Origin of the sequence: Clostridium celatum DSM 1785 (assembly GCF_000320405.1) — a bacterium.
GTDB classification, from domain to species: Bacteria; Bacillota; Clostridia; order Clostridiales; family Clostridiaceae; genus Clostridium; species Clostridium celatum.
This window is the reverse complement of sequence record NZ_KB291632.1, coordinates 1-14,952: the sequence shown is the minus strand read 5'-3', so window position 1 is coordinate 14,952 and position 14,952 is coordinate 1. Positions and strand designations below refer to the sequence as shown.

12 protein-coding genes, 1 pseudogene and 1 other annotated feature are annotated in these 14,952 nt (G+C 34.9%); all 13 genes and pseudogenes read right to left on the bottom strand.

What is annotated here, in order from left to right; genetic code table 11:
* Nucleotides 1-213 precede the first annotated feature (213 nt).
* The 13 genes and pseudogenes from fusA to rpmG all read right to left on the bottom strand — a co-directional run bounded on the left by fusA (nucleotide 214) and on the right by rpmG (nucleotide 14,732).
* Nucleotides 214-2,280 carry an elongation factor G gene (gene fusA / locus HMPREF0216_RS06745; RefSeq protein WP_005212830.1) on the bottom strand — a complete coding sequence of 689 codons (2,067 nt, stop codon included), beginning with the start codon at nucleotides 2,278-2,280 and terminating at the stop codon, nucleotides 214-216.
* A gap of 77 nt (nucleotides 2,281-2,357) precedes the next feature.
* The gene (gene rpsG, locus HMPREF0216_RS06740) at nucleotides 2,358-2,828 is read right to left on the bottom strand and encodes a 30S ribosomal protein S7 (protein ID WP_005212828.1); all 471 of its coding nucleotides are present in this window, start codon (nucleotides 2,826-2,828) and stop codon (nucleotides 2,358-2,360) included.
* Nucleotides 2,829-2,983: 155 nt separating this feature from the next.
* Nucleotides 2,984-3,361, bottom strand: coding sequence for a 30S ribosomal protein S12 (gene rpsL, locus HMPREF0216_RS06735; protein ID WP_005212826.1), 378 nt, complete (start codon nucleotides 3,359-3,361; stop codon nucleotides 2,984-2,986).
* Between the two features lie 59 nt (nucleotides 3,362-3,420).
* The gene (locus tag HMPREF0216_RS06730) at nucleotides 3,421-3,660 is read right to left on the bottom strand and encodes a ribosomal L7Ae/L30e/S12e/Gadd45 family protein (RefSeq protein ID WP_005212824.1); all 240 of its coding nucleotides are present in this window, start codon (nucleotides 3,658-3,660) and stop codon (nucleotides 3,421-3,423) included.
* Between the two features lie 151 nt (nucleotides 3,661-3,811).
* On the bottom strand, nucleotides 3,812-7,348 hold the full coding sequence (rpoC, locus tag HMPREF0216_RS06725; RefSeq protein WP_005212823.1) for a DNA-directed RNA polymerase subunit beta': 3,537 nt from the start codon (nucleotides 7,346-7,348) through the stop codon (nucleotides 3,812-3,814).
* Between the two features lie 21 nt (nucleotides 7,349-7,369).
* Nucleotides 7,370-11,071, bottom strand: coding sequence for a DNA-directed RNA polymerase subunit beta (gene rpoB / locus HMPREF0216_RS06720; protein WP_005212822.1), 3,702 nt, complete (start codon nucleotides 11,069-11,071; stop codon nucleotides 7,370-7,372).
* A 301-nt stretch (nucleotides 11,072-11,372) separates the two neighbouring features.
* Nucleotides 11,373-11,738, bottom strand: coding sequence for a 50S ribosomal protein L7/L12 (gene rplL / locus HMPREF0216_RS06715; protein ID WP_005212821.1), 366 nt, complete (start codon nucleotides 11,736-11,738; stop codon nucleotides 11,373-11,375).
* A 33-nt stretch (nucleotides 11,739-11,771) separates the two neighbouring features.
* The gene (rplJ, locus tag HMPREF0216_RS06710) at nucleotides 11,772-12,275 is read right to left on the bottom strand and encodes a 50S ribosomal protein L10 (protein ID WP_040419260.1); all 504 of its coding nucleotides are present in this window, start codon (nucleotides 12,273-12,275) and stop codon (nucleotides 11,772-11,774) included.
* A gap of 36 nt (nucleotides 12,276-12,311) precedes the next feature.
* Nucleotides 12,312-12,440 (bottom strand) — a sequence feature (ribosomal protein L10 leader region).
* Between the two features lie 44 nt (nucleotides 12,441-12,484).
* Complete coding sequence (gene rplA / locus HMPREF0216_RS06705) at nucleotides 12,485-13,174, bottom strand: 50S ribosomal protein L1 (RefSeq protein ID WP_005212819.1); 690 nt, start codon at nucleotides 13,172-13,174, stop codon at nucleotides 12,485-12,487.
* A gap of 61 nt (nucleotides 13,175-13,235) precedes the next feature.
* Nucleotides 13,236-13,659: pseudogene (gene rplK / locus HMPREF0216_RS06700) on the bottom strand (50S ribosomal protein L11).
* An 80-nt stretch (nucleotides 13,660-13,739) separates the two neighbouring features.
* Complete coding sequence (nusG, locus tag HMPREF0216_RS06695) at nucleotides 13,740-14,261, bottom strand: transcription termination/antitermination protein NusG (protein WP_005212817.1); 522 nt, start codon at nucleotides 14,259-14,261, stop codon at nucleotides 13,740-13,742.
* A gap of 40 nt (nucleotides 14,262-14,301) precedes the next feature.
* Nucleotides 14,302-14,532, bottom strand: a complete 231-nt coding sequence (gene secE / locus HMPREF0216_RS06690) for a preprotein translocase subunit SecE (RefSeq protein WP_005212816.1) — start codon at nucleotides 14,530-14,532, stop codon at nucleotides 14,302-14,304.
* Nucleotides 14,533-14,582: 50 nt separating this feature from the next.
* Nucleotides 14,583-14,732 (bottom strand): 50S ribosomal protein L33, encoded by a 150-nt coding sequence (rpmG, locus tag HMPREF0216_RS16735; RefSeq protein WP_083875389.1) that lies wholly within the window; start codon nucleotides 14,730-14,732, stop codon nucleotides 14,583-14,585.
* Between the last annotated feature and the right edge of the window lie 220 nt (nucleotides 14,733-14,952).

Here is a 14,952-nt window from a genome sequence, read left to right as displayed (position 1 = left end):
TCTTTCGAACTTTTGCTTTGCCATTTGAAAATCCTCCTTTATGGAAATAAAATTATGTTAATCTTAATATTATTATAACTATTAAGTTTACAAATTTCATCATTATTTTTAAAAATTTAATTATTTTTTATAAAAAATATATATTTTAACTCTCGCAATGCCTTCATAATATAATTATGAACAACATTGCAAGAAATTATTACAATTTATTTATTATTTAGCTCTCTTACCAGCAACTTCTTCTTGGATGCTCTTTGGTACCTCTTCATAGTGATCGAATACCATTGAGTAGTTACCTCTACCTTGAGATCTTGATCTTAAAGATGTAGCATATCCAAACATTTCAGCTAGTGGAACGTATGCTCTTATAACTTGAGCTCCGTTAACTGCTTCCATACCTTCCATTCTACCTCTTCTTGAGTTGATATCACCGATAACATCTCCCATGTACTCTTCTGGTACAGTTACTTCAACCTTCATCATTGGTTCAAGTAATACTGGGCTTGCTTTTTGCATAGCGTTCTTGAATGCCATAGAACCAGCAATCTTGAATGCCATTTCTGATGAATCGACTTCGTGGTAAGAACCGTGTACTAACTTAACTTTGAAGTTAATAACTTCGTAACCAGCTATGATACCGTTCTTAGCAGCTTCTTGGATACCAGCATCAATTGCAGGAATGTATTCTCTTGGAACAGCTCCCCCAACGATAGCATTTTCAAAGCTGTATTCTCCTTCAGTTGGTTCCATTTCAATAACAGCATGACCGTATTGACCCTTACCACCTGATTGCTTAGCATACTTAGCTTCAGCTTTAACAGCTGATCTGATAGTTTCTTTGTAAGCAACTTGAGGAGCTCCAACGTTACATTCAACTTTGAATTCTCTTTGTAATCTATCAACGATGATATCTAAGTGTAACTCACCCATACCAGCGATGATTGTTTGACCAGTTTCTTGATCAGTCCATGTTTTGAAAGTTGGGTCTTCTTCAGCTAATTTAGATAAAGCTAATCCCATCTTTTCTTGACCAGCTTTTGTCTTTGGCTCGATAGCTACAGATATAACTGGTTCTGGGAATTCCATTGATTCAAGTATGATTGGTGCATTTTCATCACATAAAGTATCACCAGTAGTAGTGTTCTTTAATCCGATGATTGCTCCTAATTCACCTGCTTCTAATGACTCAACTTCTTCTCTTGTGTTAGAGTGCATTTTAACAAGTCTTCCGATTCTTTCTTTCTTACCCTTAGTTGAGTTAAGAACATATGAACCACTGTTCATTACACCTGAATAAATTCTTGTGAAAGCAAGCTTTCCAACGAATGGGTCAGTAGCAATTTTGAATGCTAAAGCTGACATTGGAGCTTCATCTGAAGCTTCTCTTGAATCTTCTTCACCTTCTAAAGTTTGCCCTTGGATTGCAGGAATGTCTAATGGTGATGGTAAGTAAGCAACAACACCGTTGATCATTTCTTGAACCCCTTTGTTTTTGTATGAAGACCCACAGATACATGGAACGATTTCGTTAGCTATTGTAGCTTTTCTTAAAGCAGTGTGTAACTCTTCTTCAGTTAATTCTTCACCTTCAAGGTATTTTTCCATTAACGCTTCATCAGTTTCAGCAATTGCTTCAATCATTGCCATTCTGTATTCTTCAGCTTGATCAACTAAGTCTGCAGGAATTTCTTCAATTCTTACATCTTTACCTAGATCATCATAAGTTATGATTGCTTTATTAGTTATTAAATCAACCATACCTCTGAAGTCAGCTTCTGCACCAACTGGTATTTGTATTGGCACTGCATTAGCTTTTAATCTATCTCTTACAGTGTTTATACATCTGAAGAAATCAGCTCCTGTAGCATCCATCTTATTAACATAAATCATTCTTGGAACACCGTACTTATCTGCCTGTCTCCAAACAGTTTCAGTTTGTGGTTCAACCCCACTCTTAGCATCAAGAACTGTAACAGCTCCATCAAGAACTCTTAATGATCTTTCAACTTCAACTGTGAAATCTACGTGTCCTGGAGTATCGATGATGTTTAATTCATGACCTTCCCAGAAACAAGTTGTTGCTGCAGAAGTAATTGTTATACCTCTTTCTTGCTCTTGAACCATCCAGTCCATTGTAGCAGCACCTTCATGAACTTCTCCTATTTTGTGGCTCTTTCCTGTATAGAATAATATACGCTCAGTTGTTGTTGTTTTACCAGCATCAATGTGAGCCATTATTCCAAAGTTACGGAATTTGTCTAATGGATATTTTCTAGCCATTGTATGTCCTCCTCTCAATGAGTAATTTTATATTCGACAAAACTGTTTTGGCATAAGCCAAAACAGTTTTTGTAGTATTAGTATCTGTAGTGAGCGAATGCTTTGTTTGCTTCTGCCATTTTGTGAGTATCTTCTCTCTTTTTAACAGCAGCTCCAGTATTGTTAGCTGCATCTAATAATTCTCCAGCTAATCTTTGAGCCATAACTTTTTCGCCTCTTTTTCTAGCAGCAGCTAGTATCCATCTGATACCTAAAGTTTGTCTTCTCTCAGGTCTAACTTCGATTGGAACTTGGTAGTTAGCACCACCTATTCTTCTAGCTTTAACTTCTAATAAAGGCATAACATTGTTCATAGCTTCTTCGAATACTTCTAAAGCATCTTTGCCTGTTTTTTGCGCCATAATTTCAAACGCTTCGTAGCAAATCTTTTGTGCTACTCCTTTTTTACCATCTTCCATTACGTTGTTTATTAACTTAGTAACAACTTTTGAGTTGTACATTGGATCTGGTAATACATCTCTTTTTGCGATAAATCCTTTTCTTGGCACTTTTCTTCCCTCCTTAACAATTTTTAATTTAATTCATAGGTACTCGGTAAGTTTACTTACCGTAAAGTGCTTCGCTTCTTACATCTATATAAACCTTATGTAAAATTCCCAGCCTATGTAAATGCCGAAGATAAGCACTGTCTTAGTTTAGAAAACTATTTTTGCTTTGGTCTCTTAGCACCGTATTTAGATCTTCCTTGTAATCTGTTAGCTACTCCAGCACAGTCTAGTGCTCCTCTTACGATATGGTATCTAACACCAGGAAGGTCCTTAACTCTACCACCTCTTATAAGAACAACGCTGTGCTCTTGTAAGTTGTGTCCTACACCACCGATGTAAGCAGTAACTTCGAATCCGTTTGTAAGTCTTACTCTGGCAATTTTTCTTAAAGCTGAGTTAGGCTTCTTTGGAGTAGTAGTTTTTACAACAGTACAAACTCCTCTTCTTTGTGGACACTCGTTAAGTGCTGGTGCTGTAGATTTGTTAACAACAGTTTTTCTACCTTTTCTTACTAATTGGCTTATAGTTGGCATTTCTTCTCCCCTCCTGAAATTTATTTATCTATATAAAATAAGATAAACACTAATTTATTTTATTCTAGGGTCAATACCGCTGATGCTTTAACATCTATCCCGCCTATTTTCCCAAGTTCTTTCATTGTAGATACTTCTACAATTTTAATGTTTTTCTCTTCTGCTAGTTGAATAATTGGAGATATCAACTTAGCATTTGCATCTTTAGCTACATATAAAACTTTTCCTTCGCCATTTTTTATCAACTTAGTACTTTGTTTTATTCCAATTACTTTTTTTCCTACAATTCTGTCTAACATGAATCCCCCTCCTTAATTAAAGTTCACAGAGGCATGTTATACAGATGCCTCCATGAAATCATGTAGACAATAATACTGTAGTGTAGCTTCAAAATCACACAATTGGTATTTTATCATTTAAGCATACACATGTCAATAAAATTGCAATGTATTATTCTATTGTATTGGCAATCTCTTTTTCTTCATCTTGCCCTGGTACATCTAGCTTAACAGTTCTATATCTCATCATACCTGTTCCAGCTGGAATTAACTTACCTATAATAACATTTTCTTTCAATCCTATTAATGGATCTATTTTTCCTTTGATTGCTGCTTCTGTAAGAACTCTAGTAGTTTCTTGGAATGATGCTGCTGATAAGAAACTATCAGTTGCAAGAGCTGCTTTAGTAATACCTAGTAATGCTATTTCACCCTTAGCTTCTTCTCCACCAAACTCTCTAACTCTTTCATTTTCTGCTTCAAAGTCAAACATATCTATCATAGTTCCTGGTAATAATTCAGTATCTCCTGAATCAGAAACCTTAACTTTTCTAGTCATTTGTCTAACAACTACTTCTAAGTGCTTATCGTTGATATCAACCCCTTGTAGTCTATAAACCTTTTGAACTTCAGAAAGTAAGTATCTTCTAGCACCTTCAACACCCTTGATACTCATTATATCATGAGGGTTAACTGAACCTTCTGTTATTTCATCTCCAGCTTCTATTATATCATCATCAGAAACTCTTAATCTTGAACCAAATGGAATATCATAGCTACGTTCTTCTCCATCTGCACCCATTACAAATACAGTCTTCTTCTTCTTAGTTTCTTCAACTCTTACTGTACCTGCAATTTCTGATACTATTGCAAGACCCTTAGGTTTTCTAGCTTCAAATAATTCTTCAACTCTAGGAAGACCTTGAGTGATATCCGCACCAGTCGCAACACCACCAGTATGGAATGTTCTCATTGTAAGCTGAGTACCAGGTTCTCCGATAGATTGAGCTGCTATAATACCAACAGCTTCTCCGATGTTAATTTTTTGAGCTGTAGCCATGTTCATACCGTAACATTTAGCACAAACACCAACCTTACAGTTACATGTAAATACAGATCTTATTTTAACCTTCTTAACACCAGCAGCTGTAATCTTATCAGCCATGTCTGATTCTATATATTCATCTTTACCTATTAATATTTCACCTGTTTGAGGGTTGATAACTTCCTCAGCAGTGTATCTACCATATAGTCTTTCTGCTAATCCTTCGATTACTTCGTTACCTTCCTTAATTTCAGAAACTATTAATCCTCTTTCAGTACCACAATCTTCTTCTCTTACGATAACGTCTTGTGATACGTCAACAAGTCTTCTAGTTAAGTAACCTGAATCGGCAGTTTTAAGTGCTGTATCGGCATTACCCTTTCTAGCACCGTGTGTTGATATGAAGTATTCTAATACGTCTAGACCTTCTCTAAATGATGCCTTGATTGGTAGCTCGATAATCTTACCTGATGGAGCGGCCATAAGTCCTCTCATACCAGCTAATTGTTTTATCTGAGCCTTAGAACCTCTGGCTCCAGAGTCAGCCATCATGAATATTGGATTGAATTTATCCAAGCTATCCATAAGTGCATTCGCTACATCTTCTGTAGTCTTACTCCATTTTTCAATAACTTTTTCATATCTTTCATCTTCAGATATGAATCCTCTCTTATACATCTTTTCTACTTTTTCAACTGTTTCTTCAGCATCTTTAAGTAGTGCATACTTAGCTTCAGGTACTATCATATCTGATGCAGCAACAGTTACGGCACCAATTGATGAGTAGTGATATCCTAATGCTTTAATATTATCTAGCATTATTGATGTATTAGTAGGTCCGTGTTTTATATAACACTTATCTATAAGTTTTCCTAAAGTTTTCTTAGTAATTAAGAAATCAACTTCTAAATCAAATTCAGTTTCTGGATTTGTTCTATCTACGTAACCTAAATCTTGAGGAATAGATTCGTTGAATATAATCTTACCAACAGTAGTATTGATTATACCTGATTTAACTTCTCCATTAACTTCTTTAAACATTCTAACTTTAATAGCAGCGTGAACAGCTATTTCTCCAACATTATAAGCCATTATAGCTTCATCTATGCTTGAGAATACACTTCCTTCACCCTTAGCACCTTCTTTATCCATTGTTAAGTAATATGAACCTAAAACCATATCCTGTGTAGGTACACAAACTGGCTTACCATCTGAAGGTTTCATTATGTTTCCAGCTGCAAGCATTAAGAATCTTGCTTCTGCTTGTGCTTCAACTGATAAAGGTACGTGAACAGCCATTTGGTCTCCATCGAAGTCCGCATTATATGCTGTACATACTAATGGGTGTAGCTTAATAGCTCTACCTTCTACTAATACAGGTTGGAATGCTTGAATTCCAAGTCTGTGTAGAGTAGGTGCTCTGTTAAGTAAAACTGGATGGTCAGTAATAACTTCTTCAAGTATATCCCATACTTGATCATTTACTCTTTCAACCATTCTCTTAGCACTCTTTATGTTATGAGCTACGCCATCTTCAACTAATTTTTTCATTACGAAAGGCTTGAATAATTCTAAAGCCATTTCCTTTGGTAAACCACATTGGTACATCTTTAACTCTGGTCCAACAACGATAACTGATCTACCAGAGTAGTCAACTCTCTTACCAAGTAAGTTTTGTCTAAATCTACCTTGCTTACCTTTTAACATATCTGATAAAGATTTTAGAGGTCTGTTTCCAGGACCAGTTACTGGTCTTCCTCTTCTACCATTATCTATAAGAGCATCAACTGCTTCTTGAAGCATTCTCTTTTCATTTCTAACGATTATATCTGGAGCTCCTAAATCTAAAAGCTTCTTTAATCTGTTATTTCTGTTTATTACTCTTCTATATAAATCATTTAAATCAGATGTAGCAAATCTTCCTCCATCTAATTGAACCATTGGTCTTAAATCTGGTGGAATAACTGGAATAACATTTATAACCATCCATCTTGGATCATTTCCAGATTTTCTAAAAGATTCTACAACTTCAAGTCTTCTTATGATTCTTACTTTCTTTTGACCACTACTAGTCTTTAACTCTTCTTTTAAGTCTCTTGAAGATGCATCTAAGTCGATTTCTCCTAAGATTTCTTGAACAGCCTCTGCACCCATTCCAGCTACGAAGCTTTCTTCACCGAACTTATCAACTGCTTCTCTATATTCTTTTTCACTTAAAAGTTGTTTTTTAAGTAATGAAGTTTCTTTTGGATCTATAACGATATATGACGCAAAGTAAAGAACTTTTTCTAAAGCTCTTGGTGACATATCTAAAAGTAATCCCATTCTTGATGGAATTCCTTTAAAGTACCAAATGTGAGATACTGGAGCAGCCAGTTCAATGTGCCCCATTCTCTCTCTTCTTACTTTAGCTTTTGTAACTTCAACTCCACATCTGTCACAAACAATCCCTTTATATCTAACTCTCTTGTATTTACCACAATGACATTCCCAGTCTTTCATAGGTCCAAAAATTCTTTCACAGAATAGACCATCTCTTTCTGGTTTTAAAGTTCTATAGTTAATTGTTTCTGGTTTTTTAACTTCTCCTCTTGACCATTCTCTAATTTGGCTTGGTGAAGCTAAACCTATTTGTATAGCATCAAAATTGTTTAATTCAAACAAGGGTATATCCTCCCTTCAATTTTAGTGTTCGTCATCAACGAATTCATCTAATTCTTCTTCATGAAAACCTTCAAGAGCAAATGATTCATAATCAATATCCTCTTCAATTTCTTCATCATTAACTGTATAGCTGTCTTCATCAGCTACATGTTCCGGAATTACTTCTTCAGTACCTTCAATGTTTACTTCTAACTCATCAGAATCATCATCTGAGAATTCTTTTAATTTAACTTCTTCATTGTCTTCATTTAACACTTTAACATCTAAACATAAAGCTTGAAGTTCTTTGATAAGAACCTTAAATGATTCTGGTACTCCTGGTTCTGGAATATTTTCACCTTTAACTATTGCTTCGTATGTCTTAACTCTACCTACAACATCATCTGACTTAACTGTTAAGATTTCTTGTAATGTGTGAGCTGCACCGTAAGCTTCTAATGCCCAAACTTCCATTTCCCCAAATCTTTGACCACCGAATTGAGCTTTACCTCCAAGTGGTTGTTGAGTAACTAATGAATATGGACCTGTTGATCTAGCATGGATCTTATCATCAACTAAGTGAGCAAGTTTTAAGATATACATTATACCAACTGTAACTTCATTATCAAATGGTTCTCCAGTTCTTCCATCGTATAATACAGTCTTTCCATGCGCATTGTATCCTGCTTTTACTAAGCATTCTTCAATATTTTGTTCTGTAGCACCATCAAATACAGGAGTAGCTATATGCCATCCTAATTGACTTGCTGCCCATCCTAAGTGAACTTCTAATACCTGACCGATATTCATACGAGATGGAACCCCTAGTGGATTTAAACAAATTTGTAGTGGTCTACCATCTGGTAAGAATGGCATATCTTCTTCTGGTAAAACTCTAGAAATAACCCCTTTGTTACCGTGACGTCCTGCCATCTTATCTCCAACAGATATTTTTCTCTTTTGAGCAATGTAACATCTTACAAGCTCATTTACACCTGGATTTAATTCATCACCGTTTTCTCTTGTAAATACTTTTACATCAACGATGATACCAGCTTCTCCGTGTGGAACTCTTAAAGAAGTGTCTCTTACCTCTCTAGCCTTTTCACCGAATATCGCTCTTAATAATCTTTCTTCAGCTGTTAACTCAGTTTCACCCTTAGGTGTTACTTTACCTACAAGTACATCTCCTGATCTAACTTCAGCACCGATTCTGATTATTCCTCTTTCATCTATATCTTTAAGAGCATCTTCACTTACGTTTGGAATATCTCTTGTTATTTCTTCTGGTCCTAGCTTAGTATCTCTAGCTTCACATTCATATTCTTCAATATGGATAGAAGTAAATACGTCTTCTCTTACTAATTCTTCAGAGATAAGCATAGCATCCTCGTAGTTGTAACCTTCCCAAGTAATGAATCCCATTCTGATATTCTTTCCTAATGCGATTTCTCCTAGGTCAGTTGCTGGTCCATCAGCTAATACTTGGTTCTTAAATACAATTTCACCCTTATCAACTAAAGGTCTTTGATTTATACAAGTACCTGGGTTACTTCTCTTGAATTTAAGTAATTTATATGTGTCAATTCCGCCATCAGCATCTCTCTTAACTCTGATTTCTGAAGAACTAACATATACAACTTTACCTGAATTTTTAGCCTTTGGTAATACTCCTGAGTCAGCTGCTGCTCTGTATTCTATTCCTGTACCAACGATAGGCGCTTGTGGCTTTAATAGTGGAACTGCTTGACGTTGCATGTTCGCACCCATCAGTGCTCTAGACGCGTCATCATTTTCAAGGAAAGGTATCATTGCTGTTGCAACTGAAACTATTTGTCTTGGTGAAACGTCCATTAAATCTACATCTTTAGCATTAACTTGTAATATGTCATGCTTATATCTAACAGTAACTCTACTGTCTACAAATCTACCGTCTTCACCGATTGGTTCTTTTGCTTGTGCTATTAAATATAAATCTTCTTCATCAGCTGTGAAGTATCTTATTTCATTAGTCACAACACCAGTTTCTTTATCTATAATTCTATATGGAGTTTCAATAAATCCATATTCATTAACTTTTGCATATGTTGCAAGTGAGTTAATAAGCCCTATATTTGGTCCTTCTGGAGTTTCTATAGGACACATTCTACCATAATGAGAATGGTGAACGTCTCTTACTTCGAAACCAGCTCTTTCTCTTGAAAGACCTCCTGGTCCTAAAGCAGATAATCTTCTCTTATGTGTTAATTCTGAAAGTGGATTTGTTTGATCCATGAATTGTGATAATTGTGAACTACCAAAGAATTCTTTGATAGATGCAGCAACTGGTCTAATATTGATTAACATTTGTGGTGTAATTGCTTCTTGGTCTTGAATAGTCATTCTTTCTTTAACTACTCTTTCCATTCTTGATAAACCAATTCTAAATTGATTTTGAAGAAGCTCACCAACAGATCTTAATCTTCTGTTACCTAAATGGTCTATGTCGTCAGTATATCCTACACCGTAAGCTAATCCTAATTCGTAGCTTATAGTTGCAAATATATCATCTCTTACTATATGTTTAGGTATTAATCTAGTTATGTTCTTTTTAATTTCTTCTTTGATAGTCGCTTCATCATCGTAATTTTCTAATATTTCCATTAGAGTTGGATAATGAACAGCTTCTCTTATGTTTAAATCACTAATATCAAATGATACTACTTTTTCTATATCTACAAAGTGGTTACCTATAACTCTTAAAACTTTATCTTCAACTAAGATATCAACAGAATTAATTCCTGCATTTTGAATATCCTCAGCCATGCTTCTGCTAATTTTTTCACCTTGTTCAACCATTATTTCTCCAGTTGAAGGGTTTATTATATCAGTAGCAGCTATTTGGTTTATAAGTCTTAAGTTAAGAGCTAACTTTTTATTGAATTTGTATCTACCAACTCTTGATAAATCATATCTCTTTGCATCAAAGAATAAAGAGTCTATTAAAGATACTGCACTATCTACTGTTGGAGGTTCACCTGGTCTTAATCTCTTATAGATTTCAAGTAAAGCTTCCTCTTTAGTCTTAGTATTATCTTTTTCAATAGTAGCTTTAAATCTTTCTTCTTCACCAAAATAGTCTAAAAGCTCTTGGTCACTTCCATAACTCATAGCTCTAGCTAAAATAGTTATTGGTAATTTTCTAGTTTTGTCAATTCTCACATAAATAACATCATTAGAATCTGTTTCATATTCTAACCATGCACCTCTGTTAGGAATAACAGTTGAAGCGAATAGTTTTTTACCACTCTTATCAACAGTATTACTATAATATACACCTGGAGATCTAACTAATTGGCTAACAATAACTCTTTCAGCACCATTGATGATGAATGTTCCTTGTTCAGTCATTAGTGGGAAATCACCCATAAAGACTTCTTGTTCTTTAATTTCTCCAGTTTCATTGTTTGTCAGTCTTACTGACACCTTTAATGGAGCTGCGTAAGTGCAATCTCTTTCTTTGCATTCCTCAACCGAATATTTGATATTATCCATATCAAGCTTATAGTCTACAAACTCAAGCACAAGATTCCCAGTAAAGTTAGTGATTGGATTTACATCATCGAATACTTCTAATAAACCTTCTCTTAAAAACCACTCATAAGAATCTAATTGTATTTCGATTAAGTTTGGCATTTCGGTTACATCTTTAACCTTAGCAAAGCTCATTCTAGTTCTTTTTCCGACTTGGACAGGATGTACCATGAATTTTCACCCCTTGTTTTAAAGTAAAATAACCAAAAGCATAATTTCCCTAAGGACCTATGCTTTCGGAGAGCATCACGTTATAGTATAACCATTTTTCTATTGATTATACTCATTTTCGTAAGAATATATAATTATCCATAATGAATAGTACATTTAATGATAGTATCATAATGGATTTTTTTTGTCAACACTTTTCATATTATTTTTTATTCCTACAATTTTAGTAAATTTTATCATTTTCTGTATTTAGGCAATAAAAAAGGTGCTATTAAGCACCTTTTTATATAAAGTTAAGAAATTACTTAACTTCTACTTCAGCTCCAACTTCAGCTAATTTAGCTTTCATGTCTTCAGCTTCTTCTTTAGAAACAGCTTCTTTTAATGTCTTAGGAGCTCCGTCAACTATTTCTTTAGCTTCCTTTAATCCTAATCCAGTTATTTCTCTAACAACTTTGATAACTTTGATCTTGTTAGCACCAGCGTTAGCTAATACTACGTCGAACTCAGTCTTTTCTTCTGCTGCAGCACCTGCAACAGCTCCACCAGCAACAGCAACTGGAGCAGCAGCGCTAACACCAAACTCCTCTTCGCAAGCAGTTACTAATTCGTTTAATTCTAAAACAGTCATTTCTTTTATAGCTTGAATGATTTCTTCTCTTGTCATTTTAATTGCACCTCCAAAATTTTTATCAGTTTATTATTCAGCTGACTCTGATTCTTTTTTTTCTTTAATTGCATTTAATAAATATGCAAGGTTTGATAATGGAGCTTTGAAGCTTCCAAGAAGTTTTGCAATAAGAACTTCTTTTGATGGGATTGTTGCAAGTTTTTCAACTCCAGCCTTGTCATAAACAATACCGTCAACAACACCTGCTTTAAGTTCTAACTTCTTATGATCTTTAGCGAAGTTGTTTAATACTCTTGCAGGAGCAGTAGCATCTTCGTATCCGAATGCTATTGAAACTGGCCCTTCTAAGTATTGAACTAAATCACCTAGACCTAATTCGTTAGCTGCTAATGTTACTAATGAGTTCTTGTAAACTTTATATTCAACACCAGCTTCTCTTAAGCTCTTTCTTAACATTGTATCTTCTTCAACTGTTAATCCTTGGTAATTAGCTAATGCTACACCTTGAGCTTTTTCTAACTTTTCTCTTATCTCAGCTACCTTAGCTTCTTTGATTTGTCTATTCTTCTTTATCACTGTGTGTCCACCTCCTCACAGTTATTAACTGTAATATATATTAAGAAAGGTCTTCCCATAGACACAGGAAGACCAAATAATCACATATCTAGTATATCCTAGGTAGGCGATCACTTTAAACCTTTCGGCACCTACTGTCTACGGAAACAGTATTTTCTTTTTCACAACGAAATTTATTATACTATGTAAATTCCATTATGTCAATATTAATCTAAAACTTTAGTTGGGTTAATTTTTGCTCCAGGTCCCATTGTGCTTGAAACAGATACTGATTTAACGTATTGTCCCTTAGCAGCTGCTGGTTTAGCCTTTACTAAAGCGTCCATTAAAGCGTGGAAGTTTTCTTGTAACTTTTCAACACCAAATGATTTCTTTCCGATTGGGCAGTGAACGATAGCAGTTTTATCAACTCTATATTCAACCTTACCAGCTTTGATTTCAGCAATAGCCTTAGCTACATCAAATGTAACTGTTCCTGATTTTGGGTTTGGCATTAATCCCTTAGGTCCTAAAACTCTACCTAATCTACCAACTACACCCATCATATCTGGAGTAGCAACTACTACATCGTAATCGAACCAGTTTTCACCTTGGATCTTTTGAACTAATTCTTCAGCTCCAACGAAATCTGCTCCTGCTTCTTGAGCTTCTGTAGCTTTAGCACCTTTAGCGAATACTAAAACTCTAACACTTCTACCAGTTCCGTTTGGAAGAACAACAGCTCCTCTAACTTGTTGGTCAGCGTGTCTTGGGTCTACCCCTAATCTTACGTGTAATTCGATAGTTTCATCGAACTTAGCTTTTGCAGTTTTAACAGCTAAATCTAAAGCTTCAGCTGGTGTATATAAAACGTTCTTATCTACTAATTTTGAACTTTCAACATATTTCTTTCCCATTGTAATGCCTCCTTCGTGGTTTTAGCGGTTTTTACCTCCCACTTTTTTAAAAAAATTAGAATTACTCTGCTATAGTAACACCCATACTTCTTGGTTCCTTCGATCATGCTCATAGCAGTTTCGATTGAAGCAGCATTTAAGTCTGGCATTTTTAATTCAGCGATCTTTCTAACTTGATCCTTAGTTAATGTTCCAACCTTTGTTCTGTTTGGAACTCCTGAACCACTTTCTAATCCTAATTCTTTCTTGATTAGAACTGCAGCTGGTGGAGTTTTTAAGATAAAGCTAAATGATCTATCTTGATATACTGTTATAACAACTGGTATTATTAATCCAGCTTGATTAGCAGTCTTTGCGTTAAACTCCTTACAGAATCCCATAATATTAACACCGTGTTGCCCTAATGCTGGACCTACTGGTGGTGCTGGTGTTGCCTTTCCTGCAGGAAGTTGTAATTTTATCATTCCTGTTACTTTCTTAGCCATTTACTATTCCTCCTATACTGTGGTAATACGGACTTTGTCCTCCCACTTAATTAAAAACATTAGTTTTATACAATATAATATTAAACTAATTTCTCAACTTGGTTGAAATCTAGTTCGGCTAAAGTTTCTCTGCCGAACATGTCAATTAAAGCCTTTATCTTGTGCTTTTCAAGGCTTATTTCTTGGATTATCGCTACGAATTCTCTAAGCGGTCCTGAAATAACTCTTACGCTTTCTCCTACTTCTAAGTCAATATCTATAGGCATTTCAACAACTCCCATAGATTCTACTTCCTCTTCAGTAAGAGGTACTGGTTTAGAACCTGGGCCAACAAATCCTGTTACACCTCTTGTGTTTCTAACCACATACCATGACTCATCAGTCATAAGCATTTTTACTAACACATAACCAGGGAATTTCTTCTTTAAAGAAACCTTAGTCTTACCATCTTTCTCTTCAATAACTTCCTCCATAGGAACTTGAATGTCAAGAAGCAAGCTTTCAAGGTTTCTATTTTCAATAGTTTTTTCAAGGTTAGCTTTAACCTTGTTTTCATATCCTGAATATGTGTGTACTACATACCATCTAGCTCTTTCACTCATATTTACTATAGATGAGAAAACCCATCTAAACCTCCTTTGATTATAGTTTGAAAATTAATTTAAAGAGGTTTGTAAAAATATAATCTAACCCGCCTACTAATATAATATATATTAGTACGACTACGCCTACTGCAATTAACGCTTTTTTTGTGTCATCTTTAGAAGGCCAAGTTATTCTTTTAACCTCTGCCTTAAGTTCTCTAAAAAACTTAGAAAGCCCTCTGTTTTCAGAAGTTTTAGTATTAATATTTACATTTTCTTTAATAGCCATTACTTCACATCCTTAACTATTGCGAATATGTGTCATTCCTCTAAAGTCAACTATTTAGTTTCTTTGTGTGTTGTGTGTTTCTTACAGAATCTGCAATATTTGTGGATTTCCATTCTGTCTGGGTTATTTTTCTTGTTTTTCATTGTGTTGTAGTTTCTTTGCTTACACTCTGTGCATGCTAATGTTATCTTAACTCTCACAGTCTGCACCTCCAGTTATCCAAATAATTATATAAGTCTATATGATATTGTGTTATCTATTTCGTTAATTACTTAAACACCTTACCATAAAACCGATATTATGTCAATAATATTAGCTTGGTAAAGGACTAGGTAAACTAACCCAGCCCTTTTATATGTTAAGTAATTAATTACTATTCAACTATAGCAGTAACAACTCCTGAACCTACAGTTCTTCCAC